Below are 23,804 nucleotides of genomic sequence, written 5' to 3' on the forward strand. Positions count from 1 at the left end.
CCCGCACAATGACCGTTAAAGTTACCCGCAGCATGCTGAAACGCCAGGCTATTATTGATGGTGCCCTGAGCGCCTTTCAGCAATATGGTGTCAGTGATACCAGCATGGATAAAATTGCCGAAACAGCCCAGGTTTCAAAGCGCACCGTTTACAATCACTTTGAGAGCAAAGAGCAGTTAGTCACGCATATCATTAAAGAGATCTGGCAGCAGAACATTCTCACATGTGATATCGAATATGATGCTGACATTGCACTGGACGCACAGCTGACAGCGTTACTTAAAAATGAGCTGGACTTTCTGAGTAACCAAAATTTGCAGGAGCTGATCCGGGTTGCGATTGGGTATTGTCTGTTTAACCCCGATATTTTTACGGCTGAAATGAGCGAGTTTTTCGAGCAGGAAACGGCGTTGATCCGCTGGATCAAACAGGCCATGTTGCAAGGCCGCCTGCGTCAGGCCGACCCTCAGGTGGCGCATGCGCAGCTGATCAGCCTGCTGAAGGGGCAAGCGTTCTGGCCGCAGATTTTGCATCAACAGCCGGTGCTGAGCAGTGACCAAATAGACACGCTCGCAGCGCAAACCGTGTCCTTCTTTTTGGCCTATTACCGAGTTTAATTAAGCAAACACCTGTATTGGCAGTTTGCACAGAGCCAAAAACAAAAGGGATGTAAGCCACTTAGCTCACCTCGGTTACGCCTTCCAGTCAAAACACTGAGTGTATTATCCGGCAGTGCGCTCAGTTGTACTACACTTTAGCTCATCTGCCATTAAGGAAAAGACATAATGACATTACGCGCGCTCACTCTCATAATCACTCACGGCCTGGTTGGCTTTGCCGGCTTTGCGGGCGGCGTTTATATGCTGCCTATTTTAACTGCGCCCCCAGCGCCGAATGAGGGGGCTGTTATGGCGGCCTCTCTGGGGGCCGACTTCTCAGCACAATTTCGCAAATCTTTGCAAGACAGCGATGCATTGCACTGGGGCGAGGGCATGGTGTCCATTAGCAAAGATCACATTACCTTGCTCGGTGAGCTGGCCCCGGGGCCCGACTATCGTTTGTATCTGTCACCTCAATTTGTTGAAACAGAAGCCGAATTTAACCGCCTCAAAGCCAGCATGGTTGAGGTGGGCGACATTAAAACCTTTAGTAACTTTGTGGTTGAAGTACCTGAGCAAATCAATCCGGCAGATTACAATACGGTGATTGTCTGGTGCGAAGCCTTTGGCGAGTTTATTACGGCGGCACAGTATCAGTAACCCTAGCTTGGGTTAACGCGGACATTAATAAAACTATCATCCACTGTTCCCACTTCGGTAATAGAGCCCCTCTATGGTTGTTTTCCTTAACAATAAAAACGTTTTCTTTTGGCGTAAACTTAGGAATAACAATGAAAAAAATAACTTATCTCTGGGCTGTTATTGCGGCTTTGCTGTTGACTGGCTGTGATGATGACAACACCGAAGTGGTTGAAGTAGAAAAAGCGGTCGTGACCACAGATACCAAAACTCAGGTCGTGGAAGTCGAAAAAACGGTGGTCGTCACCGACACAGTGACGGAAATCAAAACAGTAGAAGTACCGGTGGTTGTTGAAGTACCGGCTGGTGGTGCCAACAACATGCAAGTGGGTACTCGTCCGGATTTTCTGGTACAGGATATGGATGAAGGTGAGCTGAAAGACAAACTGGCCCAATGTGCAAATGGCCCGTTTTACAAAACTGACTTCTCGATTGGCCACCGAGGTGCGCCGATGCAGTTCCCTGAACACACCAAAGAGTCTTACCTGGCAGCGGCCAAAATGGGTGCGGGTATTTTGGAATGTGACGTGACTTTCACTAAGGACAAAGAGCTGGTGTGCCGCCATTCTCAGTGCGACTTGCACACCACCACCAACATTCTTGAAACCGACTTAGCCGAGAAATGTTCAATCCCGTTTGTACCCGCTGACCCTGACAATGGCGTTGTGGCGCAGGCTAAGTGCTGTACCAGCGACATTACCCTGGCAGAATTTAAAACGCTGGAAGGCAAAATGGATGCGTCGAACCCAAATGGGACCACCGTTGCTGAGTACATGAATGGCACGTCTAACTGGCGCACCGACCTGTATGCCAGCCGCGGCACGCTGATGACCCATGCCGAAAGTATTGATTTATTCAAAGCGCTGGGTGTAAAAATGACGCCGGAGCTGAAGTCGCCTTCCGTGACTATGCCGTTCGATGGCTTCTCACAGCAGGACTATGCACAGAAGATGATCGACGAATATAAGGCTGCAGGTGTTGAACCTAAGCATGTCTGGGCGCAGTCATTTAATCGTGACGACATCAACTACTGGATTGCCCAAAATCCGGAGTTTGGCGCGCAGGCCGTGTATCTGGATGACCGCTATGACGCGCAAAACGTGGAGAATGAGCAGGGCGTGACGGCGCAGCAGCTGGTCAATAATCCTGAATTGCTTGTACCGACCATGGCCGAGTTAGCAGCCGATGGCGTGAAGATCATTGCACCTCCTATGTGGGTGCTGGTCACCGAAGAAAACGGTGAAATGGTGCCGTCGGCCTATGCCAAGGCTGCCCGTGAGGCAGGGCTTGGGATCATCACCTGGACACTGGAGCGCTCAGGTCACCTTACCGAAGGGGGTGGCTGGTACTATCAGAGTGTTAATGGCGCACACCGTGGCGATAGTATGATCAATAACGACGGCGACACCTTTAAGCTACTGGACGTACTGGCTAAAGATGTGGGTGTGATGGGCGTATTCTCTGACTGGCCGGCCACAACTACTTACTATGCAAGCTGCATGGGTATGCCTGCGAGCATCTGATCCGACAAATTTAATCTTAACCTATAGTTAAAGCCGCAGCGCTCAGTCTGAGCTGCGGCTTTTTTGTGTTTAAAAGAACTTACTGAACAGCAGACGCACGGCAAAACTGCCATCGCTATCTACCAGGGGGCTGTCGGTGATACTGTCGTCAAACCAGGTGTAATCAAACGCAAGCTGAGTAAAGCCGCCAAAGAACATGGGCGTTGAGACTGAAAAGCCCAATGCCACATTGGTGGCATTGTCACCCTGGTAATAGGCGCGGGTATTGGTGACTTCAGTTTGTCTGACGCCGTAATAATAGTCTACATGATTACTATCGAGGTAGCTTACCTTGAGGCTGGGCTCATAGAAAAAAGGGCCTGATTTAAATACCTTGGCAACACCGCCCGATAACTCGTAGCCGTCCGACTTATCCAGCACATCGTGGACCGCAGAGACATTGAGCTTCCAGTTGTTTCGCTCGTACTTAATGCCGATACCCGCATCCATTGAAAAGTCACGCTCAGCCATGCCCTTAAACACATCGCTGTCTGATTCGTCAAAGCCCTGGAAACGCGGGGCGGCTTGCAGCAGGATCTCAATGTCGTTGACTTCCAGTACTTCATAGCTGATGAAAGGCCCCAAAACGGAAAGTTTGTCGCCCCGATAGCCGAGGATGGGAAGCGGGATCACACGTCTGTCGTAGCCCTGATAAATTTCTTCACTGACACCGAGCCCGATGCCATATAAAAATCCTTTCGGTTCTAACTGGGCTCGTGCCGCGCCCCGTTCGTCGGTTTGCGCCTGCAGTGGCAGCGCGGCGGCCAATAAGGCGCCAATACAAAGTGCGTGTTTTAACATAGAGTGTCCTTATCTGAGTTTATTATTCGCTCATCAAGGTTACATGATGAGCGTAAGCCTGAACAATGCGTCAGGCTTCTTCTACGAACTATAGACAAGGAACGTTTAGTCTTGATGTCACTTAAACAAAGAAAGTGGGCCGTTGAAGTGGGCCAGGTTGGCGAAGATACCGTTGAGCGTGCCTGTGTCCAGGCCCATCCATTGTCCCAGGCTGGCGGCATATTGATCCACAGAGGTGGTCGGAATAAGGCGTCCGCCACCGGCGTCCAGCTCATGGTTGAGCTCCGACTTTGGAATATCGCCAAAAATGGTGCCGCCATTGACTGCACCACCCATCACAAAATGATGCCCGGCCCAGCCATGATCGGTGCCATCGCCGTTAATCGCCAGTGTACGGCCAAAGTCCGACGCCGTAAACAGGGTAACCTGCTCACTGAGGCCGAGACTTTCCATCGCGTTATTAAAGGCCACCAGCGCGCTGTCGAGCGTGGCCTGCAACTTAGGCAGGTTTTGCGCCTGCCCCGAATGGGTGTCGAATCCGCCCATGGCGACCACATAAACCTGCCTTGATGCGCCCAGTTGCTGGCGCGCAGCAATGCTTTTGCCCACCGTTTGCAGCTGTTTGCCTAGACCCGTGGCCGGGAACTCTGGCAGGGTCACTGTGGTGTTAGCCTGGGCGGTATTAAACTGACTGTTTGCCTCATAGGCGTTGTTGATGGCATTGGTCAGGTCCTGTTGCAGCTGGTTTTGCGAGTTCTGTGCCTGGTTACTGAAATGGGCAATCAGCTCAGGATGATGATCAAATTCTTCCAGTGCCTCTATGGTGGCAGCCTGGCCATCACTGACATGATACGGAGCAGTTTGTTTGCCAGTCAGCCACAGGGCACCATCGGCGGTGGTGATGGCATTAAACGGCGTATTGCCCGTTAAGCCTTGTGTCATCAGGGCGTCATTCATTAATCCTCCCCAGCCAAACTGGGCGCCCTCGGCAGCACCCGACATCCAGGTTGACTGCTGATCGTTGTGTGAGAACAAGCGGGCCGGCAATCTGGCGGTGTCCTGGGCAATCATGCTGGCGGTCACCGGGCGCAACAAGGGCCCAACGTTGCCCACCACAGCCACTTTATTTTGCTGATACAGGCCTGCTAACCCGGCTAACTCAGGGGGCAGAGCGAAGCGGCGAGAGTCAAATCGACCCGGCGTTGCTATGGGTAACAGGTTTGCCTGCGTGCGCGGTGTCGTATATTTGCCCAGCAAGCTTTGCCGGTGATTGGCCCACTGCGTATAACTGGGCTCATCGAAAGGAATAATGGTGTCGTGGTTGTCCATGCCGCCGTATAAAAACACGCATACCAGGGCTTTGTAATCACTGTTTTGAGCCGGACTGTTTGCCAGTGCCTGACCTAACCGAAACATAGAGGACGCCATTAAGGAGGCACCACCGAGTTTGATAAAATCACGTCTGTTCATGGGCTTTGCTCCTATTTCTGGACTAAATAATCAGGTGAGGTCATCACCAGTAAAACGGCCAGGTGCACCAGTCTCAGTGGCTCGGCTTCGTCGTTTTGCGCCACCGTTTGCAGGATTTGTTTAATCTCCTGTTTGCTGGTGGCGCTGAGCTGTCCGGCGCAGAGCAGCAGATCAAGGCGCTCGATTAAGGCATCCGGATTGCCCGCCAGTGCCTGCTCGGCATCGTAGCTTGCCAGAAAGCTTTCTACGGCGTTTTCGGCATTGAGCGGAATGTTTTCCTCGTCATAGCTGGCCTGCAAGTCTTCAACATCCACTTCCTGCTGTAACCCGGTAATGTAGTAAGTCATAAAGTTGGCGTAGCCGGTAATGGTGCTGGCGTTGGTGATCTGCAGCTCGGGCGCCACCATGCCACTGGCCGCACTCAGGCTGCCCGGTGCGGTATAACCTGGGCGGAAGAAGTTGAACACACTGGGTGAGCGGTACGGGTGTTGGCCCAGCATGCTGGCGTCTCGGGTATCCCAGAGCATTTCCTGATATTCAGGGGTGATATTTTTGACTGAGAATGCCCGTGCCCATTGGGTAAAGCGCACTATGGGTTCGCGGATCTTGCCGCCACGCTCAGTGGCAGTTGCTCTGGCTTCTGGGTCAAACAAAATGGCGGCCAGGGTTGCGGTTAAATCGCCACGGCGGCCGTCTCCCACAGCACTGCCATCGGGCAAAGTGGCCTGACCGCTGCTGAACGCCCCGGAAACACGGGCGACGTAAGCGGGTGAAGGGTTAGATGTGACCAGTCGCTGGATCAGCTGCTTTGACACAAACGGCGGTACATTCGGGTGAGCAAAAATATGATCCAGCGCCTGTGTTACCGACGCCTTAGGGCCTGTGCCTGCGGCGATGGTGGTGCCCAAAAAGGTCTTGCTTTTTTCACTGTGATTCTCCGGATAGACGGCCATGGGCAGTGCAAATTCGTTGATTTCTTGTGCATCTGAGGTGTCATAGTCCAAATCCAGGCCGGTAAATACCCGTGCCAGTCCGGTGATGTCCTGATTGGTGTAAAGCTCTTTTGTTGCGCCATTGTCATCTTTTTGCTCGGTGCCGTCCGGGTTCAGAGCAACCACGCCAATGGTGAACAGTTGCAGTAACTCGCGGGCGTAGTTTTCGTCCGGCATTCTGCCGGAAACTTCATCACCTTTTAGGTTGCCCATGTAGGTGAGGTAAAAGCCCATCGCGGGAGAGTATGTGACCGCTTCGAGCAGTTCCCGGTAGTTACCAAAGGCATGCTGGATCAGGATATCCTGATACGAGGCGACGGCCTCTGGTATGTCGGTCAGCTCTTCGCCACCTGCATTGGAGACCACCAATAGCTCAGAGAGGGCAAACGCCATACGCTGACGCAACTGATCTTCCCCGGCAATGGCATGACGCCAGAAGGCAACACTGGTCGATTCGATGTACAGCGCATTAAAATCATCTTCTGCAGTGGGCGGTGGAGTAAACTCGCTCACCACCGGCATGATCAGGCTGGGCGGTACTTTAAGTTGTGCTTGAAACCAGCTTGATGCGCTTTTTCCTGTCAGTGTGTCCAAGTCCTGTGGCCGGGTCCCAAAGGTGGCCTGTTGCAAAAAGCGCGAGGTACTGACGGCGGTGGTAAAAGTCGGATCGGTATTAGATGTATTGTCGTCCGGTGTGTTGTCGTTGGCGTTATTGTTATTGTTATTGTCTCCACCGTTATTGGTGTTATCGCCAGTGCCGGCATTGTTGTTGTCATTGCCCGAACTTCCGGTGTCCGGCGAAGGTGTTGATACCGGTGTTGGGCTATTCGAGGTGGGTTGGCTAGTGTCACTGCCACCACACCCTGTCAGGCCCAGGAAAACGCTGAGCAGAAGTATGTTAAGCGGGGTTAGTCTAAACATGGTTTCACTCTCTTACTTAGGGATGCTTTAAGTCTAGAGTGAAACAGCTGTAAAGGGTTATACAGTTGCCATACGGCTTTAATACAAAATTGTATGCTTGGTGGTTCCCGGCTCCCGGCTCGCAGACCGGGATGACGGTGTTTAGAGCGACTCTGCTCCTAACGCCCCCTGGGCCATCTCGTGCTCCGACACGGGATCTGCTTACCGGCATCTCTTTCGTTCCCTTTGGCATGAACGCTACGCATGGTGGTTCCCGGCTCGCAGGCCGGGATGACGGTGTTTAGAGCGACTCTGCTCCCAACGCCCCTTCGGTCATCCCGTGCTCCGACACGGGATCTGCTTACCGGCACCTCTTTCGTTCCCTTTGGCATGAACGCTACGCTTGGTGGTTCACGGCTCACAGGCCGGGATGACGGTGTTTAGAGCGACTCTGTTCCGAACGCCCCTTCGGTCATCCCGTGCTCCGACACGGGATCTGCTTACCGGCACCTCTTTCGTTCCCTTTGGCATGAACGCTACGTATGGTGGTTCCCGGCTCACAGGCCGGGATGACGGTGTTTAGAGCGACTCTGCTCCCAACGCCCCTTCGGTCATCCCGTGCTCCGACACGGGATCTGCTTACCGGCACCTCTTTCGTTCCCTTTGGCATGAACGCTACGCATGGTGGTTCCCGGCTCGCAGGCCGGGATGTCGAAATCGAGAAGTGTGCTTAGGAGATAAATAAATGACCCACACCAGCTATGACTAATCACTCCGTGCAGGACGTGTGGGGATCTCAATATTAAACACGGCACCGGGCTGTTGTTCAAGCAGGCATAGCTGCGCCTTATGTACGTCGCAAATGGCCCGCACTATGCTGAGTCCAAGGCCATTGCCAGGGCGGCCACGGCTGATATCGGCACGATAGAACTTATCAAAGACTTTTGGCTGGTCGCCCAAAGGGATCCCGGGGCCATCATCACCAACTTGCAGCAGGGCGCTGTCGGTATGACTTTGTAGCCGCAGCCAGACATGGGCATCGCTGTGGCTGTGTTCTAGTGCATTTTCCAGTAAGTTGCAGATCAACTGACCCAGCAAGTCTCGGTCACCATGACAATGCACGGCGGGTACAATCGATACCTCAAAGCGTCGGCCGCTGTCTTCAAAGACCGGCTGATAGCTTTGTGCCAGCTCGTCGATCAGGGCGGATAAATCAAAGGTTTTAAAGCCCTGAATATGCTTACCCGATTCGATGGCATTGAGACGCACCAGGTTGTTAAAGGTATTGATGACCTGTGCCAGTTCATTGTTGGCTTTGTCGATATGGCCTTCGAGGATTGCCGGGTTGTCGCGGTCCTGAACCATACTTTGCAGGCGATTTGAAATGCGCGATAAAGGCGTTTTCAGGTCGTGGGCTATCCCCACCGACATGGTTTTCAGATTGCCATGCAGTCGGGTGATTTCATCCAGCATGCGGTTAATGGCAAGGCTGAGCGCAACTATGTCCGGGTTGGCTGTGTTCACTTGAGTGCGCTTTGAATCCGGCGAGTGGGCCACCTGAGCAAGTTGATCAGAGAGTGCCTGCAAAGTGCGGGTGCGCTTGTACTGCAACCAGGCAATGGCAGCCAAAATCAGTGGCAGGCTGAACAGCGCAAACCAGTGTGTTATTTGGCTATAAAATTCGGCTCTGTGGGCGTGCAGTTCGTCTCGCTTTTGCCAGTAATGCAGTTGCAGGTTGTCGGGTAAGTTCACCGAAGCCGACAGCAGTTCTACATTGCCTTCCTCGCCAAGTGATACGCTTTGCCACTGCGGCGCCCTGGTCACGGTCAGCTTAGTATTGGCGCCCAACAGTAGCTGTTCTTGCTTAAACAGCGCAACCAGCCAGCCTTCGTCGAACAAATGGGTTTGCGCTTCGCTATCGGGCCAGACTTCATCTTCCTCCAGCTCAAATTCCTGTAACACGTGTTCCAGGCCATGTTCTTCCAGCGCGCTCTCAATCTCGCCCAGAAATTCCTCAAACTCATGCTGTTGCGCTTGTTTATCCTGCCACACCAACAGCTGACCTGTGAGCCACAACAGCAACAGCAGGGTGGCCCAGAGCGCGCCGCCAAGCAGCGCTGTGTGTTTAAGATGATAACGGCTAATCATCATTGCTGCCCGTCAGCAGGTAACCGCTGCCGCGAATGGTTTTGATCATGTCAAAGGCAAAGGGCTTATCCAGCTTATTGCGCAGGCGGCTGACATGGGTTTGCACCAGGCTGGTTTTAGGGTCGAAACTAAATCCCCAGACTTGTTCCAGTAACATGGTTTTGGTGATCAGCTGCTCGGGGTTCTGCATCATGTATTCCAGGATCTGATATTCCTTGGGCATCAGCTCAATTTCTTTTCCGGCTCTGTATACTCGGCGCGACGTGCGGTTGAGCCGCAGCTCACTGTACACCAGCTCCAGTGTATCTGATCTGAGCGGCTGACGTCTGGCAAGGGCTTTTAAACGGGCATACAGCTCGGCAAAGGCAAAGGGTTTGACCAGATAATCGTCGGCACCGGCTTCAAGCCCGGCGACCCGATCGGCGGTATCACTCAGTGCGGTGAGCATGATGATGGGTGTCCTGACTTTACTGGCGCGCAACACCCGGACGGCGTCCAGACCGTCCATGTTGGGCAACAAGCGGTCAAAAATAATCACATCAAAGGCAGTGGCAGAGGCGCTTAGCATAGCCTGCTCAGCATTATTGCAATGCTGCACGCGGGCATTGTGCTGCGCCAGCCCGGCGCAGATAAACTCGGCCGTATCCGGGTCATCTTCAACTAATAAAATATGCATACAAACTTGAGGTTAGCGTCACTGTGTTAAAGCATATCGTATTTTTGCGCCGCTTTGGCATACAATTTTGTATTGTGCTTTTTTTGCGCGTGTGTATAAAATTAAGCCAATTCATGATGAACATAAGGAAATACACATGACAGACAAACAAGTCGAAGCCGGGCCTAATCCGGGCCTGTATATTGGAATTGGTGCAGGTATCGGGACTGCCATTGGCATTACGGTTGGGGTAACCTTTGATATTCTGGCTTTTTCCATTGCTCCGTGTGCGGGGGCTGGTATAGCCCTGGGTGTCGGACTGTGGGGGGCTAACAAGCAAGCCAGCAAGTGATCAGGGCCGGTAGGTCCAGCCCTGTGCGATGTTATTCCTGATAGGCGCCTGCGCTGTAGATCAGCTCATAACTGTGGCTGTAAATCTCAACGATGTTGCCAAACGGGTCTTCCATATAAATCATCCGATACTGTGATAGCGCAGGCCAAAAGCAGCCTATAATCGCGACGTGTTTATTCTCACCTGAACTAAATCAATAAATATAGGCTTAGTACTGGCACATCCGTGGCTGAGCCATTACTATGCAGACCAAATGAATCAATACGTAGTAAGTAATTATGTCTTTACCTCCTTGCCCAAAATGTAACTCTGAATATGTTTATCAGGATCAGAGTAATCTGGTTTGTCCTGAGTGTGCCTATGAGTGGAATCCAAATGAAGTCAATGAAGATGATCTTATCCAGGTAAAAGATGCCAACGGCGCATTGCTGGCCGACGGCGACAAAGTGACGGTTATCAAAGATCTGAAAATCAAAGGCAGCTCTCAGGTGATCAAAATTGGCACCAAAGCCCTGGTCCGCCGTGTGCTGGACAAAAAAGACCACGAACTGGATTGTAAGGTCGATGGTGTGGGCGAAATGATGGTCACGGCCAAGTTCGTTAAAAAAGCCTGATTGTTCCATTGGGCTTGGGATGAAGGCGTTTAGAGCGAGTCTATCCCAACGCCTCCCTCGGTCATCCCGTGCACCAACACGGGATCTGCTTACTGACACCTCTTTCGTTCCCTTTGACATGAATGCTGCGCTTGGCGGTACCCGGCTCACAGGCCGGGATGACGGTGTTTATAGCTACTCTGCTCCGAACGTCCCCTCGGTCATCCCGCGCACCTACACGGGATCTGCTTACCGACAACACTTTCGTTTCCTTTGGCATTAATGCTACGCTTGGTGGTTCCCGGCTCACAGGTCGGGATGACGGTGTTTATAGCTACTCTGCTCCGAACGTCCCCTCGGTCATCCCGTGCTCCGACACGGGATCTGCTTACCGACAACACTTTCGTCTCCTTTGGCATTAATGCTACGCTTGGTGGTTCCCGGCTCGCAGGCCGGGCCGACGGCGTTTAGAGCGAGTCTATTTCCAACGCCTCCCTCGGTCATCCCGTGCTCCGACACGGGATCTGCTTACCGACACCACTTTCGTTCCCTTTGGCATTAACGCTACGCCCGATGGTTCCCGGTTTGCAGGCCGGGATGACGGCGTTTGGCGGGCAGTGATATGGCTGCTATATATCTGTATTAAGGTAAATTAACCAAATAGTGAACCGGCGCGTTTTCTTAGCCGTACCAGAACCTGTTGGTTTAGAAGGAGCACACATTGAAAACACTGTTAATTATTATGATGACGCTGGTCCTTAACAGTTGTCTGGGCATGCCGCAGGGTGTAAAGCCCGTGGGGAATTTTGAGCTTAATCGCTATCTGGGTAAATGGTATGAAATTGCCCGGCTGGATCATTCTTTTGAGCGCGGGCTGAGCAAAGTCACGGCCCAGTACAGCATGCGCGATGATGGCGGCGTAAAGGTTATCAATCGTGGTTTTAATGCCGAGGAAAACCAGTGGCGCGAAGCCGAGGGCAAAGCATTTTTCGTCAATCAGGACGATGAGGCTTATCTGAAAGTGTCTTTCTTCGGTCCGTTTTATGGTGCCTATGTGGTGTTTGAACTGGACCACGACAACTACCAGTATGCCTTTGTCTCAGGCCCGGACACCGATTATTTGTGGCTGCTTTCAAGAACTCCGCAAGTCGACCAGGCTATTATCGACAAGTTTGTGCGTATGGCGGCCGAGCGCGGCTTTGATACCGATTCACTGATTTTTGTCGCGCAGTAACTTTTTTAGCTCAGCAACTTTTGTAGCGCAGTAACATCGCACGCTCGGCGCTAACCGAGCGGCAACTGTATCCTGGCCCTGGCACCGCGCTGATCAGTACGGTTGACCAGCGTCAGCTGGCCGTTGTGCTGTTCCACAATGTTTTTGCACAGCACCAGGCCAATGCCTTTGCCATTTTCTTTTGTGGTGTAAAAAGGCACAAACAGGTTGTCTGGATTACTGACACCAGGCCCCTGATCCAAAATGTCGATAAAGGCATACTGGGTAGTTTTGCTGATAGCAATCTCAACACTAGCAGGTTCGTTACTGGCCTCCAGCGCATTGGTGATCAGATTAACCAGCACTTGCTCCATCAGGCTGACATCCACATGCAGCGCAAAAGACGCTGTCGCAGAGCAGGTGAGCTGCGTGCCATAAAGCGCCAGCATTGGGCGCAGCAGGGTATCTGTGGTGACTTCCTCCAAATGCAACTGATGTTGCCTTGCCACGCTTGCATAGCGGTTAACGAACGACATCAGCCCATCGCTGCGCTGCACAATGACAGCAAGCGCTTGATCAAAATCGGCCTGCGTATCTGCGTTGGGTTGCAGCATTTGCAGCGTTTGTGCCAGTGACTTGATGGGGGAGAGCGAGTTGTGGATCTCATGGCTCAGAATACGGATCATTTTTTGCCAGGCGTCGCGCTGCGCCTGACTGACCACCGACTGCACATCGGTGAGGATCAACAAATGGGCATGGCTGTCATTAATGGGGATCCGGCTTTGCCTTAGCTGCCATTGTTGCGCAAGTGAAGGATGGCTGAACTGCCACTGGCCACTGGACTGAGCCAAGCTGAAATGATGTGCTTTGGTGAGCCTTTGCGTTTGCCAGGGCTTGCCGGTCCAGTTGGAGAAAGCGTCGTTGGCATGCACCAGCGCATTGCTTTGGTCGAAAATGGCAATCGGACTGGGCAGCTGCTCAATCAGCCGAAACAATAAAATGGCCTGATGGTCCCGTGCTGATTTATACGCCTGCAAGTGCGTGCACAGCTGGCTGGTTTCGGCTTGTAATTGTGCCAGGATCCCGCTTTGGTCGGCGCTATAAAAACGCTGGCCATAATCCTCAAGGCGCATGGCTTCGATTGTGGTGGTCAGGTGGTAAAAGGGCTGCACCAGGCGCTGTTTGATGCTCTGTAACAGCAATGCCGCCGGGCACAATACCAGCACCCACAGGGTAATAACTCCCAGCCAGCCACTGCCCAGGCTCAGCAGTAACCCGGTGCTGAGACAGGCCAGCAGCAGCCAGACAAGCGTTAAAAATAGCGTTGTGAATCGCTCGTAGTTCAGAGACATCAGGTTCAGGGCTGCCGGGTTTTGATGTTGAACTTATCCATGCGCCGGTACAGCGCACTTTTACTTATTCCCAGTAAAACCGAGGCTTCCTCCACGTTGTCGAGGCACTGGGACAGTGCCATTTTTATGAGTTTTTGCTCCGCCTGCTCCAGTGTTACCAGCTCAGAGATAGGGCCATCAGGCGCAGTATTTTCAGGTTTGATTGGCAGCTGAGCAGCTGTAATCTCTGGCTCGTCGCACATGAGTACTGCGCGCTCCATAATATGGCTGAGCTCCCGCACATTGCCCGGCCAGTGATAGGCTTGCAGAGCACTGCACGCGCAGGCAGACAAAACCGGTTCGGGTAGTTCATAGCGCTTAGCATGCGCCGAGATAAAGTGCCTGGCAAGCGGAATAATTTCGTCGCTACGCTGCCTCAGTGGTGGCAGTGTCAGCTCTATGGTATTGAGCCTGAAATACAGGTCCTGACGAAATACCCCTTGTGTTTGTAATGTATCGAGATCGGCATTAGTGGCGCTGATGAGCCGACACTCTGCGTGGCGTGTTTTGTCGGAGCCGACCGGCTCATATTCGCCGCTTTCCAGTACCCGCAACAGCTTGGCTTGTTGCGACTCACTTAAGGTCGCAATTTCATCTAAAAACAGGGTGCCGCCGCTGGCCTGGCTGAAACGGCCTTCGCGGTCTTGTCTGGCATCGGTGAATGCCCCTTTGACATGGCCAAACAGCTCGCTTTCGAACAAGCTGTCGGGGATGGCTGCCATGTTAACACTGACAAGCCCACCAGCGCGTGCGCTTTGCTGGTGCAGGTACTGTGCAATATGCGATTTACCCGTGCCATTTTCGCCGCGCAGCAAGATATTGGCGCCGGTTGGCGCGACCCTGTCTAGCTGTTTTTTCAGCGTTTGCATTTGCGGGCTCAACCACAACAGTGCTTTATCGGGGGTTGGTTTGCTTGCAGGTGCTGCGTTGTGCCTGGCCTTTGCCATGTGCCGCAGGCCAAGGTGTTTTTTCACCATCATCAGCACCGCGTGGTTATCCCAGGGTTTGGCAAAAAAGTCCACCGCGCCCCGTTGCATAGCTTCGACCGCAAGCGTCACGCTGGACCAGGCGGTCATGGCAATAAATGCCGGGCTCGATGGGCCGCGTGCTGCATGCTCAGATAAAAAATTCAGCCCTTCCTGACCTGAAGTAGTATCCAGCTCATAATTCATATCGAGCAGTACCAGGTCGATGGGTTGTTGGGCAAGGGTTTGCGCTGCTGCACTGAGCGAGCTGCACTGAAGCGTGTTAAAGCCGCTGTTTTTTAGCAGCAGGTGAAGACTCAGGCGAATATCGGCCTTGTCGTCAACGATAAGTAGGGTGCCTTGCATGGTGTAACGGGCAGGCGCGGACGTGCGCCTGCATTTCCTCATTGATTATTGTTTGATTTATTATTCATTTCTCAGGGCCCGAATGGGGTCCTGACGGATCACCTTTTGTACCGGCAGATAGCTGGCGATAAAGGCAACCAGTAACATAACCGGAATACTGCTCAGCACGGCCAGCCAGTTCACCTCGACTGGTCCTTCGCCAACGCGTGACCACAACAGATAGCCCAGCGTGGCAAACAGCAGGCTCACCGCCAGCCCGGTCAAAATAGGCACAAAGCTTTGCTTTACAATCATGGCGGTCAGTTTATGAGTATGTGCACCCAAAGACAAATGAATACCCAGTTCGTAGCGGCGCATCTGCACACTGTAGCTGAGTACCCCATAAATGCCCGCACCGGCCAGACTGAGTGTCAGGGTTAACAAAGCCACGGTGAGCATGGCCTGGAGCCAGGTTTGTCTGAGTCGCTGACTGAGCATATCATCCACTTTCCTGAAAGCCGAGAAGTTTAAGGTGGGGTGAATATCCTTAAGTACCTCACTGAGCTGAGCCTGAGCCAGGGGCCCGCTGGCTTTAATAATAAACGCGCTGCTGCCTTCATTTAGCGGCACATAGTAACGCTCCAGTTCATAGCCGAGCGGGCCGGTGGGCACGTACACATCGCCGACCACACCCACCACTTTTCTGGGCGTTTGCTGGTCAATGTATAGCGTCTGCCCTAGGGGGCTTGTTTCGCCATACAAGCGCTTTGCCAGTGATTCGGAAAGCACTATTTCGTTGTTGTCTTCACCGGATGCTGCAATGGGGCTAAAGCTGCGTCCTTGTCTGAGCGGCAAGGCTAAGGTGGTGAAGGCATCTTCATCTATAAATGCCAGACTGATGATCCCAAGCAGAGCGATGTTTTCGTCGTACAGGTAATTCTTCCAGCCCATCACCAGGGGAGATGTTGCACTGGCGGCCACTGAGTTGATGCCTGCTTGTGCGCTTAGGGTATTTTTAACCTGCCGGGCCAGTTCAAACGGCGCAATGTCAGTGGCGCTGCCATCGACACGCACGTAGTAAAGATGTTCAGTATCAAAGCCGGTTGGGTGGGTCATTTCCTGATAGGCGGGCAACAGTTTATTGGCGGCCAGAAACAGCAGTAAACTGGCAAACATCACTTGCAGTGCCACCAGGATATGACGGGTTCTGGCAGAGATTTGCGCGCCTGTACCTTTGCCGCTCGCATGCAGGGCGTCGGTGAGGGCCTGATAGTTAACCTGGCTGCTGGTGATGGCCGCAATCAGCAAAGTGATCAGCAAAGCCAGCACAAGTGCAATCACAATGGTGGGGGCATCGAGCGACAGGGCCTGCATGCGGGTAAACAGGTAGCTGAGATCTTCAGCCAGTAACACATTCAGCCACTGCGCGGCAAGTAAGCCTAATACCGTCGCTGCGCCAATCAGTAACGCGCATTCACAAAACATACTGACAAAGATGTGCCGGGGCTTGGCACCCAGCGCCGCCTGAATGGCCATAGTGCGTTGCTTTTGCGCGCCGCGCGATAAAAACAGGTTGGTGACATTGGTCAGGGCAATGAGCACCAGTACCGCAGCCGAAAACAGTAAGCTCAGGGCCAGACTATCGCTTTCAGCGATGATCCTGCTGCGCAGTGGTGTGAAGCGTGCGCCGATCGCGGTATCGGGTGCCACGTTTTCCTGAGACTGATACAACGCATTGATCTGCTCGCCCAGCGCGTGATTGGCCTGCTCTGGGTTCACACCCGGCTTGAGACGGGCAATGCCATTAAACTGGCTACTGATTCTGTTCCAGTTATTGGTGGTGCTGAGCGCTTCGGGAAAACTGCTGAATCCACTAATGGCAAAGCTGCGAAAAATTTCCGGCACTTCAAACTCGGCGGCCGTGACGCCAATGATTTGATAGGCCACACGGTTAAGCTGCGTAAAAGAGCCTACCACCTTAGGGTCGGCGTTAAAGTTGTCTTGCCAGGCCTGATAGCTCAGCACCAGCACCTTTTGCTCATCGCTGACACCTTCGTTGGCGTTCAGTGCTCGCCCCAGATGCATGGGCACACCCAGTAACGAGAAAAACTCCGGTGATACGCGCAGTACATCCACGGTGGGGCGGTTATCTACATCCATTAGTCGGGGCGTGGTATGGTGCAGCATGGCCATTTGCTCTATAAACTGTTGATCCTGATAGATCAGCAGCTGAGTGGGTAGCATCTGAAAACCATATTGGGTTTCGCCATTTATGGTTTCGCTTTGATCGGTCACCCACAGGGTATCGGCATTGGGGTAGGGCAAGGGCTTGGTCAGCAGCCGGTGGTTGATGTTGATCACCACACACAGCGCCGCCAGTGTCAGTGCCAGTGTGAGGACCACGGTTATGCTGAAGCCGGGCAGTTTTTTCAGGTTGGCTGCGGCCAGTTTGAGTTCTTCTTTCATCATCCCGCCATCTCCAGGTTCACCTCGTCGACCATCACACCGTCGAGCAGAAAGAGTTTGCGCCCGGCCATATCGGCATATCTGGGGTCGTGCGTCACCATACACATAGTGGTGCCTTGCGCATTCAGGTCGTGCAGCATCTGCATGACGGCATCCCCGTTTTTGGAATCCAGGTTACCGGTGGGCTCGTCGATGAGCAGAATATCCGGGCGGTTAACCAGCGCCCGGGCAATGGCGATACGCTGCTGCTGGCCACCCGATAACTGATTGGGCTGGTGGTCAACCCGGTGGGTCATCTGCACCAGCTCCAGGCAGTGCATTACCCGCTCTTTGAGTTGCGCACCAGCTAAAGGCTGTTCACTGTATTTTACTGGCAGCGCCAGGTTGTCGAACACGCTTAGCTCGTCAATAAGGTTAAACGACTGAAAGACAAAGCCAATATGCTTGTTCCTGAGCGTTGCTCGTTGATTAACACTGAGCTGGCTGACATCGTTACCGGCTATCTGATAGCGGCCGCTGGTGGGGGTATCCAGCAGGCCCAAAATATTGAGCAAGGTCGACTTACCACAACCGGAAGGGCCGGAGATAGACACATATTCGCCCTCGTTAATGTTTAGGTTTACGCCTCGTAAAGCCTGTGTTTCCATACCGCTGAGCAGGAAGTGTTTGGTGATATCGTTGAGTTCAATAACGCATTTGTTGTTCATTGTTGTTTCCTTATTTACTCAGGTACACGACCGGCTCACCCTGATAGGATGCCATATCCGACAGAATAAAGCGCTGCTTTGGCTGTGCGCCACTGAGCAACTGAATATGCTGTGCGGTCTGGGCGCCATAGTGTACCTCAATGGCCTGTGCTTGTTGGGTATTGGGTTCTATGCGATATAAAGTGGTGGTGCTGAAGGCTTTGGCGCCAACGGGCTTGTCGATATAAAGCGCCTCTTTGAGTGTATTAATGTGTATGGTGCCTTCGATATTAAGCTCGGGCCGGGCGCTGTCGGGCAGCGCAGCGGGCAGGGCCACTTCCACCTCAATATTGCCGTTTTGCACCATAGGGTTAATGCGCGAAATGGTGCCGGCTATCAGGTCGGTTCGGGTATTCACTTGTACCGACTGCTCAAGCTTAATTTGCTCGGCATACGCCTGCGGAATTTGCAGCTGTGCATATAAGTCTTTTGTGCTGCCAACCAGCGCCAATTGGGCACCCAGCGGTACACTTTGCCCCAGCTCTACATGTAATTGCTGTACTACGCCGGTGATCCCCGCGCGTACCGTCAGGCGCTCGACCCTGTGCTGAATAAGCCCATAGGCCTCTTCGGCAGCGTCGATATCCGAGCTTGCCAGCTGCAAATTGGCCTGATGCAGTGTTTGCAGCTGAGCAATTCTGCGTTGCTCAATCTCAATACGCCGCTTAAGTTGACGATGTTCCAAAACCGTGCGCTGAAAATCCAGCTTAGACACCGCGCCATCTTCAACTAAACCCGCCTGGGCAGAGACCTCCAACTCAGCGCTTTCCAGCTCAGACTTTAAGATCTCCAGGCTTGCCTGATGCGACAGCATTTCCCGCTGCTGATTAATATCCGCCTGTAAATACTGATCTTTCGCCTGTTGTAGCGCCCGTTTTGCATCTTTAAGTGCCTGCGCCAGATTGGCATCCTGAAGGCGCATAATCACACTCCTGGGTGTGACCTCAGCACCCGGGCGCAGCACTATCTCCTCAACCGTGGCCTCGCTCGCTGCACTGATCAGACGCGGCGTACGCGATTTGAGCTGACCAAACCCGGCCACCGAAATCGTTAAATCCCCCTGTCTGACCTCACCGATCCAGGTATCACCCGTTGCCAAAGACGCCTGCGCCGCTGGCTGAGCAAGCAGCCAGCCAGTCACAATGACAAGCACAGCAATACCACCCAGCCACAACCAGTTAACTTTTATGCTCTTTTTCTGTTCGACCTGTATGTCCATACCATTTCCTCTGTAGGCATTTGGGGATAGTCATTACAAGTCACGTGCCATTTTTTAAGTTGTTGTATTTTATGATTTTTTGTGGTTTTTAAGTCTGAGGTTAGCGTGGCGATTTGTGGAATTGAAATTGCGATTTTTGGAAATGGGAAGACAGGCCTGGCCAGAAGTTACTCAAACACAGCGCAGTAGTGCAAAGTAGCGGCAATACTCACAAGCAACCGTCACCCCTAACGCTTGCGTGCGAGGAACTGCGTAAATACAGCATGCTTGATGCAGTTTAAACGTAAGACCAACAGCCCCATCGCCCTTAACTAAACGCAACCTGGGAATTACTTTAATGTATTTGCCATTAGGGAAAAAAGTGGGTCTAATTACACTTATACATACGTTGTTCGGGCGGGGAATGAAATACGTTGTAATGGTTTAAGTCACATGTGGTTCAAAGCCACTCATCTGAACATAATTTCCACCGTCTAAACTACACCAACCGATATGAATAGCGGACTGCGGCTCAGTTCAACAAGCGATTATACGTATTGTGCGTTTGAGTACTAAAATAGGGCAACTCAATGAAATCGAGTGTTTGTGGACACAAACCTAAACGGAAAATAGAATTTAAAATTAGCCTGTTGGATTGCTTCGGGCTGTTATTTCTTTGCATCCCATTCGCTGCAATGTTGTTCGCGGTAGTTTACGGAATAACAGCATTGTTCGTTGGCGTGTCAGGCTCAATGTTGGAAGGAGCGGGGGCAAACCCTGCAGTCTTACAGTCTTTAGTGTTTGTAGTTACATTGTATTTTATATTTGCACGCTTTTTAGTTAAGGGCTTGCCAAAAATACTAAATGTCCTGGGGTATTTCATTAATTATAAACTGGTTATTTTGGCTGTTTGTGAACAATGCAACCGTAGGGATGTTACACATAGCTATCCTACTGAGCCATCTTCGTAAATTATGGTACAACCAACAATTCAACAAGGGTAAGGCTTGCGGGCCATTTGCTCTGCATATTTATGACACACGAATTTTTACCCGTTAATCGAGGGACAGGACCAAATTGAACTCAAATGTATATTTTGAAACTAAGGTAGGTTTTGCTGTAGATCAGCTGATACCTGTGTTTCCAGCAGCATTGATTTTATATCTGCTATTTAGATTTCCGGAATTCACAAAACACGTTGCAGGGCTGCTTAAAACAAGTACTGGCAATGTTCTTTGCGGCTTCAGTCTTGTAACTTGTGCGGTAGTGCTTAATAGCGTGTTTTCTTACTTCAAAGTAGCAAGTTTACGCGCAGTCCTTGATGAGACGCGATATGAGGTGGTCACAGGGTGTATAGAGAATTACAGTTCAGAGACTTCACCAACAAACTATCGAACGGAAAAATTTTCGATTAAAAATGTTGAATTTGAGTTTAGCAATTTCACCCCAAGCAGGTATTTCACAGGAGATGACCACACCAATAACTTCATCACACACGGGCGATGTATGGAAATTAGCTACATTAGAGATGATGGTGAAAATAAAATTTTGAGAATTGTCCAACAAACCGGTAGTTAAATGCGCTACTACGCCGCTAACGGATATGAGACAGACATAAAATAACTCTTAATGAAAACGCAAGTGAATGAACACTTGCGTATTCTCTACACACTCAACCATTAGAAGGCAAAGTGGCTGTCCGGTTTCTTTTTATTCGCTTTATCAACAAAGGTAGTGTCAGGCCCGTGAGTACAATCAACATACCTGCCAGTTGAATAACGGTTACGCTTTGTCCCATCAGTAAAGAAACCAGTGCCGCGAACACCGGGACCAAATTAAAGTACAAGGAGGCATTGGCGGAGCCCAGTATTTTTACCCCATTGTTCCAACACAAATAACCAACAACGGTACCAAACACACCAATGTACAACATGCTTATTAATAGCTGCCAGGGGAGTGCGATCAGCTCCTGTACAGGGTGCACTTCTGCCTGAAACACACTTGCGACAGACAGCCCAATCAGACCGGCTGCCATGGTCAGCAAAGAAAACTCCAGCGGCGGCAGCCAGCCCGATACCTTTGAACCGCATACGGTATAACCTGACCAGGCAAGCATGCCGAGCATAATGGTGAGGTCGCCCTGGTTAAGCTGCAAGTTTAAAAGGCTCATCAGATCGCCGTTGACCACAACCAGTAATACACCGCCAAAAGCGATTGCCAGTTGCAAAAGCTGAACCCTGGCTATCAATGTTCTGCTTAGCAGCGCAGCCATAACGGTTGTGACAATAGGGCTGAGCGCCATGATCAAGGCGCCATTTGTTGCTGAGGTGTGCGATAGCCCCGAAAACAGCGCCAGATTCAGACCGCCTACGCCCATCACACCTATGATGCCTAGTATGAGATACCTGCTTAAAGACAGAGACACCATGCGCATTCGGGTCAGACGAATAAAAATAAACAGGCTGATCAGCGCGATAGCAAAGCGCCAAATTGACAGCGAAAGCCCGGACATGTGCAGCAGTACGTCCTTGGCAACGGGGAAAACACTGCCCCAACAAAATACGCAGATCAGCATCATCACTGTGGTCCGAATGGGTGTATTCATATGTCCTTACTTCTCATTGACTTATTGAGTCACTAGTTTATATTTTCCATTTAAGGTAAAGAATGCCGTTTTTTGAGACTTTAAATTCCATTAATGAAAACTAACTATTCACTGGACGATATGCGGCTGTTCTGGGTTGTGACACAGCACGGCAGCTTTAGTCAGGCGGCGCAGAGCCTGAACATGCCTGTTTCAACTCTGAGCAGACGGATCAAACAGCTGGAAAACACCCTCGGACTGAGGCTGCTCAACCGCGATGCTCACCGCGTAACACTGACAGGCAGCGGGGCACAATACGCCCAGCGCTGCGGACCTTTGCTGAGTGAGCTCCAAGACATCAGCGATGCCTTATCGGCCCAGCGGCATGAAGCGCATGGCTCTATTCGCATCTCTGCCCCAAACAACCTCGCTCAGCACCAGCTTGCCCATATCTTTAGCGCCTTCTTACACGCGTATCCCGGAATTAAAATAGAGTTATCGCTGTCGAACAGAAATATCGATATTGAGGGCGAGCACATCGACATTGCATTTCGGGCCAGTGAGCATTTCCCCCAGGATTGGATAGCCCGGCCACTGGGGTCCATAGAATCCATCATTTGTGCCAGTCCGGGCATGCCGCTCAGGGGTGATATAGTGCATCCCGAACAGTTACTTGATTTACCTGTTGTCCTCAGTAACCCAGTGCGAACCTGGAAATTGCACAATCAACAGAGCGGCGAGCAATTTAGTTACACACCCGGCGCAATGGTCCGCCTGGAAGCCGACGACCTGAATCTGGTTTCACAAGCCGTCACCGACGGGCTGGGTATTGGCTTTATTCCTCGCTTTATCGCACAGTACCAGATAGCTCAGGGCCAGATGATCCAATTGGCCAAAGACTGGACAGGTCAGCCAAGGCAGTTAACCATGCTCTACCACGACCGCGATAATATGCCGCACAGATTGCGTTTATTTATTGACTACATGCTTGAGCATTACGGCTCAGTTAATCCAAACCTGCGCGGAGCAAATTTGGTTAACCCTGTTTGAGAGGGCGTTCTTTGGCGGGCTCCTGGCTCAGAAATAGATGCACTTTGATCAGGCCTGCGGCGTCTGTTGTCATCCCGGACGCTTGCGAGCCGGGAGCTACGTAATACGGCACAGTTGGATTTGTTTAAAAGCAAGACTAACAGTCTCTGCCGTCATCCCGGACGCTTGCGAGCCGGGAACCACATAAATACAGCACAGCTGATTCCGTCAAAATGCAAGACTTGCAGTATTCGTTTTCACCCAGGTCACCTCTGAGCTGGTTATTGCATAAACAGAATCTTGCCAAATGGGTAAAAAATAGGTCTAATAATAACCAAAAATACTTTGTTCAGGCAGGGAATGAGTCTGGTTCTATCGGCTTGAGTCACGAATGATTCAACACAAAAACCACTCATCAAAAGCAAATCCCCGTATTATAAACCGCGTCAGTCAGCTAAGGTCTGCAGGTAGTGGCTCAATTCAGCAAGCGATTATACGGACAAATACTAAAGCGTTAAGGTAATAAGGATGAGGAGTAGTTAAACACTATGAACCAAGCGGATAAGTTGGAAGTACATTACTATTTCGGTGACGAAAGTCACTCGATGGATGCTGTTGTTAGAAATAAATGCGAGGCGGAAATATTAGCTATACTTCTTGAGACTGCTGTGTTGTGATTCAATAAAACCGGACACTATTTTAGGTGGTATTATTACCACTCAATGAGAGGTGTCTATGACCAGAAAACGTCGTACTTTTACACAAGAATTTAAATTGGAAGCCGCTGCATTGGTGCTGGATGAAGGTTACTCAGTGCCCGAAGCATGTCGGTCTCTGGATGTTGGCGAAACAGCTTTGAGGCGCTGGATCCAGCAGCTGAAGCAAGAACGTGGTGGTGAAACACCTCAGTCCAAAGCTTTAACGCCTGAGCTGCAGAAAATTCAGGAGCTTGAAGCGCGAATTAATCGTTTGGAACGTGAAAAGTCCATACTAAAAAAGGCTACAGCTCTCTTGATGTCAGACGAGATGAACAATACTCGATAGTAGACCAGTTAAGTGAGTTTGAGCCTGTTGAATTGGTCTGCGAAACCTTTGA

19 protein-coding genes and 2 pseudogenes are annotated in these 23,804 nt (G+C 51.5%); 9 read left to right on the forward strand and 12 right to left on the reverse strand.

Annotation, left to right across the window (positions count from 1 at the left end; translation table 11 throughout):
- Positions 1–8: 8 nt before the first annotated feature.
- From L1285_RS16180 to L1285_RS16190, 3 genes are all read left to right on the forward strand, one after another.
- A complete protein-coding gene (locus L1285_RS16180; protein ID WP_235413204.1) occupies positions 9–617 on the forward strand; it encodes a TetR/AcrR family transcriptional regulator in 609 nt (202 codons plus the stop codon).
- A gap of 168 nt (positions 618–785) precedes the next feature.
- Positions 786–1,259 (forward strand): DM13 domain-containing protein, encoded by a 474-nt coding sequence (locus L1285_RS16185; RefSeq protein WP_235413205.1) that lies wholly within the window; start codon positions 786–788, stop codon positions 1,257–1,259.
- A 131-nt stretch (positions 1,260–1,390) separates the two neighbouring features.
- Complete coding sequence (locus L1285_RS16190) at positions 1,391–2,821, forward strand: glycerophosphodiester phosphodiesterase family protein (RefSeq protein ID WP_235413206.1); 1,431 nt, start codon at positions 1,391–1,393, stop codon at positions 2,819–2,821.
- A 69-nt stretch (positions 2,822–2,890) separates the two neighbouring features.
- Here L1285_RS16190 and L1285_RS16195 read toward each other — a convergent pair whose 3' ends face one another.
- The 5 genes from L1285_RS16195 to L1285_RS16215 all read right to left on the reverse strand — a co-directional run bounded on the left by L1285_RS16195 (position 2,891) and on the right by L1285_RS16215 (position 9,847).
- The gene (locus tag L1285_RS16195) at positions 2,891–3,661 is read right to left on the reverse strand and encodes a MipA/OmpV family protein (RefSeq protein WP_235413207.1); all 771 of its coding nucleotides are present in this window, start codon (positions 3,659–3,661) and stop codon (positions 2,891–2,893) included.
- Between the two features lie 117 nt (positions 3,662–3,778).
- On the reverse strand, positions 3,779–5,131 hold the full coding sequence (locus L1285_RS16200; protein ID WP_235413208.1) for a DUF1501 domain-containing protein: 1,353 nt from the start codon (positions 5,129–5,131) through the stop codon (positions 3,779–3,781).
- Between the two features lie 11 nt (positions 5,132–5,142).
- Positions 5,143–7,044, reverse strand: a complete 1,902-nt coding sequence (locus tag L1285_RS16205; protein ID WP_235413209.1) for a DUF1800 domain-containing protein — start codon at positions 7,042–7,044, stop codon at positions 5,143–5,145.
- A gap of 744 nt (positions 7,045–7,788) precedes the next feature.
- The gene (locus tag L1285_RS16210) at positions 7,789–9,174 is read right to left on the reverse strand and encodes a sensor histidine kinase (RefSeq protein WP_235413210.1); all 1,386 of its coding nucleotides are present in this window, start codon (positions 9,172–9,174) and stop codon (positions 7,789–7,791) included.
- Positions 9,164–9,847, reverse strand: a complete 684-nt coding sequence (locus tag L1285_RS16215) for a response regulator transcription factor (RefSeq protein ID WP_235413211.1) — start codon at positions 9,845–9,847, stop codon at positions 9,164–9,166. The genes L1285_RS16210 and L1285_RS16215 overlap by 11 nt, the downstream gene beginning before the upstream one ends.
- 136 nt (positions 9,848–9,983) lie before the next feature.
- Between L1285_RS16215 and L1285_RS16220 the strand changes: the two genes are divergently transcribed.
- Positions 9,984–10,178: a hypothetical protein gene (locus tag L1285_RS16220; protein ID WP_235413212.1), complete on the forward strand. Its 195-nt coding sequence runs from the start codon at positions 9,984–9,986 to the stop codon at positions 10,176–10,178.
- 31 nt (positions 10,179–10,209) lie between these two features.
- Here the strand turns inward: L1285_RS16220 and L1285_RS16225 are convergent.
- A pseudogene (locus tag L1285_RS16225) lies at positions 10,210–10,314 on the reverse strand (glyoxalase); the annotation flags it as partial.
- A 142-nt stretch (positions 10,315–10,456) separates the two neighbouring features.
- Here L1285_RS16225 and L1285_RS16230 point away from each other — a divergent pair.
- Both L1285_RS16230 and L1285_RS16235 read left to right on the forward strand, forming a co-directional pair.
- Entirely contained in the window at positions 10,457–10,792 is a 336-nt protein-coding gene (locus L1285_RS16230) for a zinc ribbon domain-containing protein YjdM (protein ID WP_046006033.1), read from the forward strand.
- Between the two features lie 721 nt (positions 10,793–11,513).
- Entirely contained in the window at positions 11,514–12,005 is a 492-nt protein-coding gene (locus L1285_RS16235; protein ID WP_235413226.1) for a lipocalin family protein, read from the forward strand.
- A 50-nt stretch (positions 12,006–12,055) separates the two neighbouring features.
- On the opposite strand, the gene L1285_RS16240 is transcribed toward L1285_RS16235, so the two are convergent.
- Genes L1285_RS16240 through L1285_RS16260 form a run of 5 tightly spaced genes read right to left on the reverse strand, consistent with a single transcriptional unit; the run spans position 12,056 to position 19,116 of the window.
- Positions 12,056–13,336 carry a sensor histidine kinase gene (locus tag L1285_RS16240; RefSeq protein WP_235413213.1) on the reverse strand — a complete coding sequence of 427 codons (1,281 nt, stop codon included), beginning with the start codon at positions 13,334–13,336 and terminating at the stop codon, positions 12,056–12,058.
- A 5-nt stretch (positions 13,337–13,341) separates the two neighbouring features.
- A complete protein-coding gene (locus L1285_RS16245; protein WP_235413214.1) occupies positions 13,342–14,748 on the reverse strand; it encodes a sigma-54-dependent transcriptional regulator in 1,407 nt (468 codons plus the stop codon).
- 18 nt (positions 14,749–14,766) lie between these two features.
- Positions 14,767–17,154: an ABC transporter permease gene (locus L1285_RS16250; RefSeq protein ID WP_235413215.1), complete on the reverse strand. Its 2,388-nt coding sequence runs from the start codon at positions 17,152–17,154 to the stop codon at positions 14,767–14,769.
- Complete coding sequence (locus L1285_RS16255; protein ID WP_235413216.1) at positions 17,151–17,858, reverse strand: ABC transporter ATP-binding protein; 708 nt, start codon at positions 17,856–17,858, stop codon at positions 17,151–17,153. Before L1285_RS16255 ends, L1285_RS16250 begins: the two co-directional genes overlap by 4 nt.
- Before the next feature lie 10 nt (positions 17,859–17,868).
- The gene (locus L1285_RS16260) at positions 17,869–19,116 is read right to left on the reverse strand and encodes an HlyD family secretion protein (RefSeq protein WP_235413217.1); all 1,248 of its coding nucleotides are present in this window, start codon (positions 19,114–19,116) and stop codon (positions 17,869–17,871) included.
- A 1,056-nt stretch (positions 19,117–20,172) separates the two neighbouring features.
- On the opposite strand from L1285_RS16260, the gene L1285_RS16265 reads away from it, so the two are divergent.
- The gene (locus tag L1285_RS16265; protein WP_235413218.1) at positions 20,173–20,673 is read left to right on the forward strand and encodes a hypothetical protein; all 501 of its coding nucleotides are present in this window, start codon (positions 20,173–20,175) and stop codon (positions 20,671–20,673) included.
- Positions 20,674–20,767: 94 nt separating this feature from the next.
- On the opposite strand, the gene L1285_RS16270 is transcribed toward L1285_RS16265, so the two are convergent.
- Complete coding sequence (locus L1285_RS16270) at positions 20,768–21,700, reverse strand: DMT family transporter (protein ID WP_235413219.1); 933 nt, start codon at positions 21,698–21,700, stop codon at positions 20,768–20,770.
- 93 nt (positions 21,701–21,793) lie between these two features.
- Between L1285_RS16270 and L1285_RS16275 the strand changes: the two genes are divergently transcribed.
- Together L1285_RS16275 and L1285_RS16280 are read left to right on the forward strand one after the other, a co-directional pair.
- Positions 21,794–22,729 (forward strand): LysR family transcriptional regulator, encoded by a 936-nt coding sequence (locus tag L1285_RS16275; RefSeq protein ID WP_235413220.1) that lies wholly within the window; start codon positions 21,794–21,796, stop codon positions 22,727–22,729.
- Positions 22,730–23,443: 714 nt separating this feature from the next.
- Positions 23,444–23,804 (forward strand): annotated as a pseudogene (locus L1285_RS16280) (transposase); the annotation flags it as partial.

This window comes from Pseudoalteromonas sp. DL2-H2.2 (genome assembly GCF_021532535.1).
GTDB lineage: Bacteria > Pseudomonadota > Gammaproteobacteria > Enterobacterales > Alteromonadaceae > Pseudoalteromonas > Pseudoalteromonas rubra_A.

Bases quoted from the DNA above. Each gene is read 5' to 3' on its own strand.
- L1285_RS16210 (WP_235413210.1), bottom strand. From the start codon at position 9,174: ATGATGATTAGCCGTTATCATCTTAAACACACAGCGCTGCTTGGCGGC.
- L1285_RS16220 (WP_235413212.1), top strand. From the start codon at position 9,984: ATGACAGACAAACAAGTCGAAGCCGGGCCTAATCCGGGCCTGTATATT.
- L1285_RS16240 (WP_235413213.1), bottom strand. From the start codon at position 13,336: ATGTCTCTGAACTACGAGCGATTCACAACGCTATTTTTAACGCTTGTC.
- L1285_RS16180 (WP_235413204.1), top strand. From the start codon at position 9: ATGACCGTTAAAGTTACCCGCAGCATGCTGAAACGCCAGGCTATTATT.
- L1285_RS16255 (WP_235413216.1), bottom strand. From the start codon at position 17,858: ATGAACAACAAATGCGTTATTGAACTCAACGATATCACCAAACACTTC.
- L1285_RS16270 (WP_235413219.1), bottom strand. From the start codon at position 21,700: ATGAATACACCCATTCGGACCACAGTGATGATGCTGATCTGCGTATTT.
- L1285_RS16185 (WP_235413205.1), top strand. From the start codon at position 786: ATGACATTACGCGCGCTCACTCTCATAATCACTCACGGCCTGGTTGGC.
- L1285_RS16230 (WP_046006033.1), top strand. From the start codon at position 10,457: ATGTCTTTACCTCCTTGCCCAAAATGTAACTCTGAATATGTTTATCAG.
- L1285_RS16275 (WP_235413220.1), top strand. From the start codon at position 21,794: ATGAAAACTAACTATTCACTGGACGATATGCGGCTGTTCTGGGTTGTG.
- L1285_RS16205 (WP_235413209.1), bottom strand. From the start codon at position 7,044: ATGTTTAGACTAACCCCGCTTAACATACTTCTGCTCAGCGTTTTCCTG.
- L1285_RS16195 (WP_235413207.1), bottom strand. From the start codon at position 3,661: ATGTTAAAACACGCACTTTGTATTGGCGCCTTATTGGCCGCCGCGCTG.
- L1285_RS16200 (WP_235413208.1), bottom strand. From the start codon at position 5,131: ATGAACAGACGTGATTTTATCAAACTCGGTGGTGCCTCCTTAATGGCG.
- L1285_RS16215 (WP_235413211.1), bottom strand. From the start codon at position 9,847: ATGCATATTTTATTAGTTGAAGATGACCCGGATACGGCCGAGTTTATC.
- L1285_RS16250 (WP_235413215.1), bottom strand. From the start codon at position 17,154: ATGATGAAAGAAGAACTCAAACTGGCCGCAGCCAACCTGAAAAAACTG.
- L1285_RS16190 (WP_235413206.1), top strand. From the start codon at position 1,391: ATGAAAAAAATAACTTATCTCTGGGCTGTTATTGCGGCTTTGCTGTTG.
- L1285_RS16260 (WP_235413217.1), bottom strand. From the start codon at position 19,116: ATGGACATACAGGTCGAACAGAAAAAGAGCATAAAAGTTAACTGGTTG.
- L1285_RS16235 (WP_235413226.1), top strand. From the start codon at position 11,514: ATGATGACGCTGGTCCTTAACAGTTGTCTGGGCATGCCGCAGGGTGTA.
- L1285_RS16245 (WP_235413214.1), bottom strand. From the start codon at position 14,748: ATGAGGAAATGCAGGCGCACGTCCGCGCCTGCCCGTTACACCATGCAA.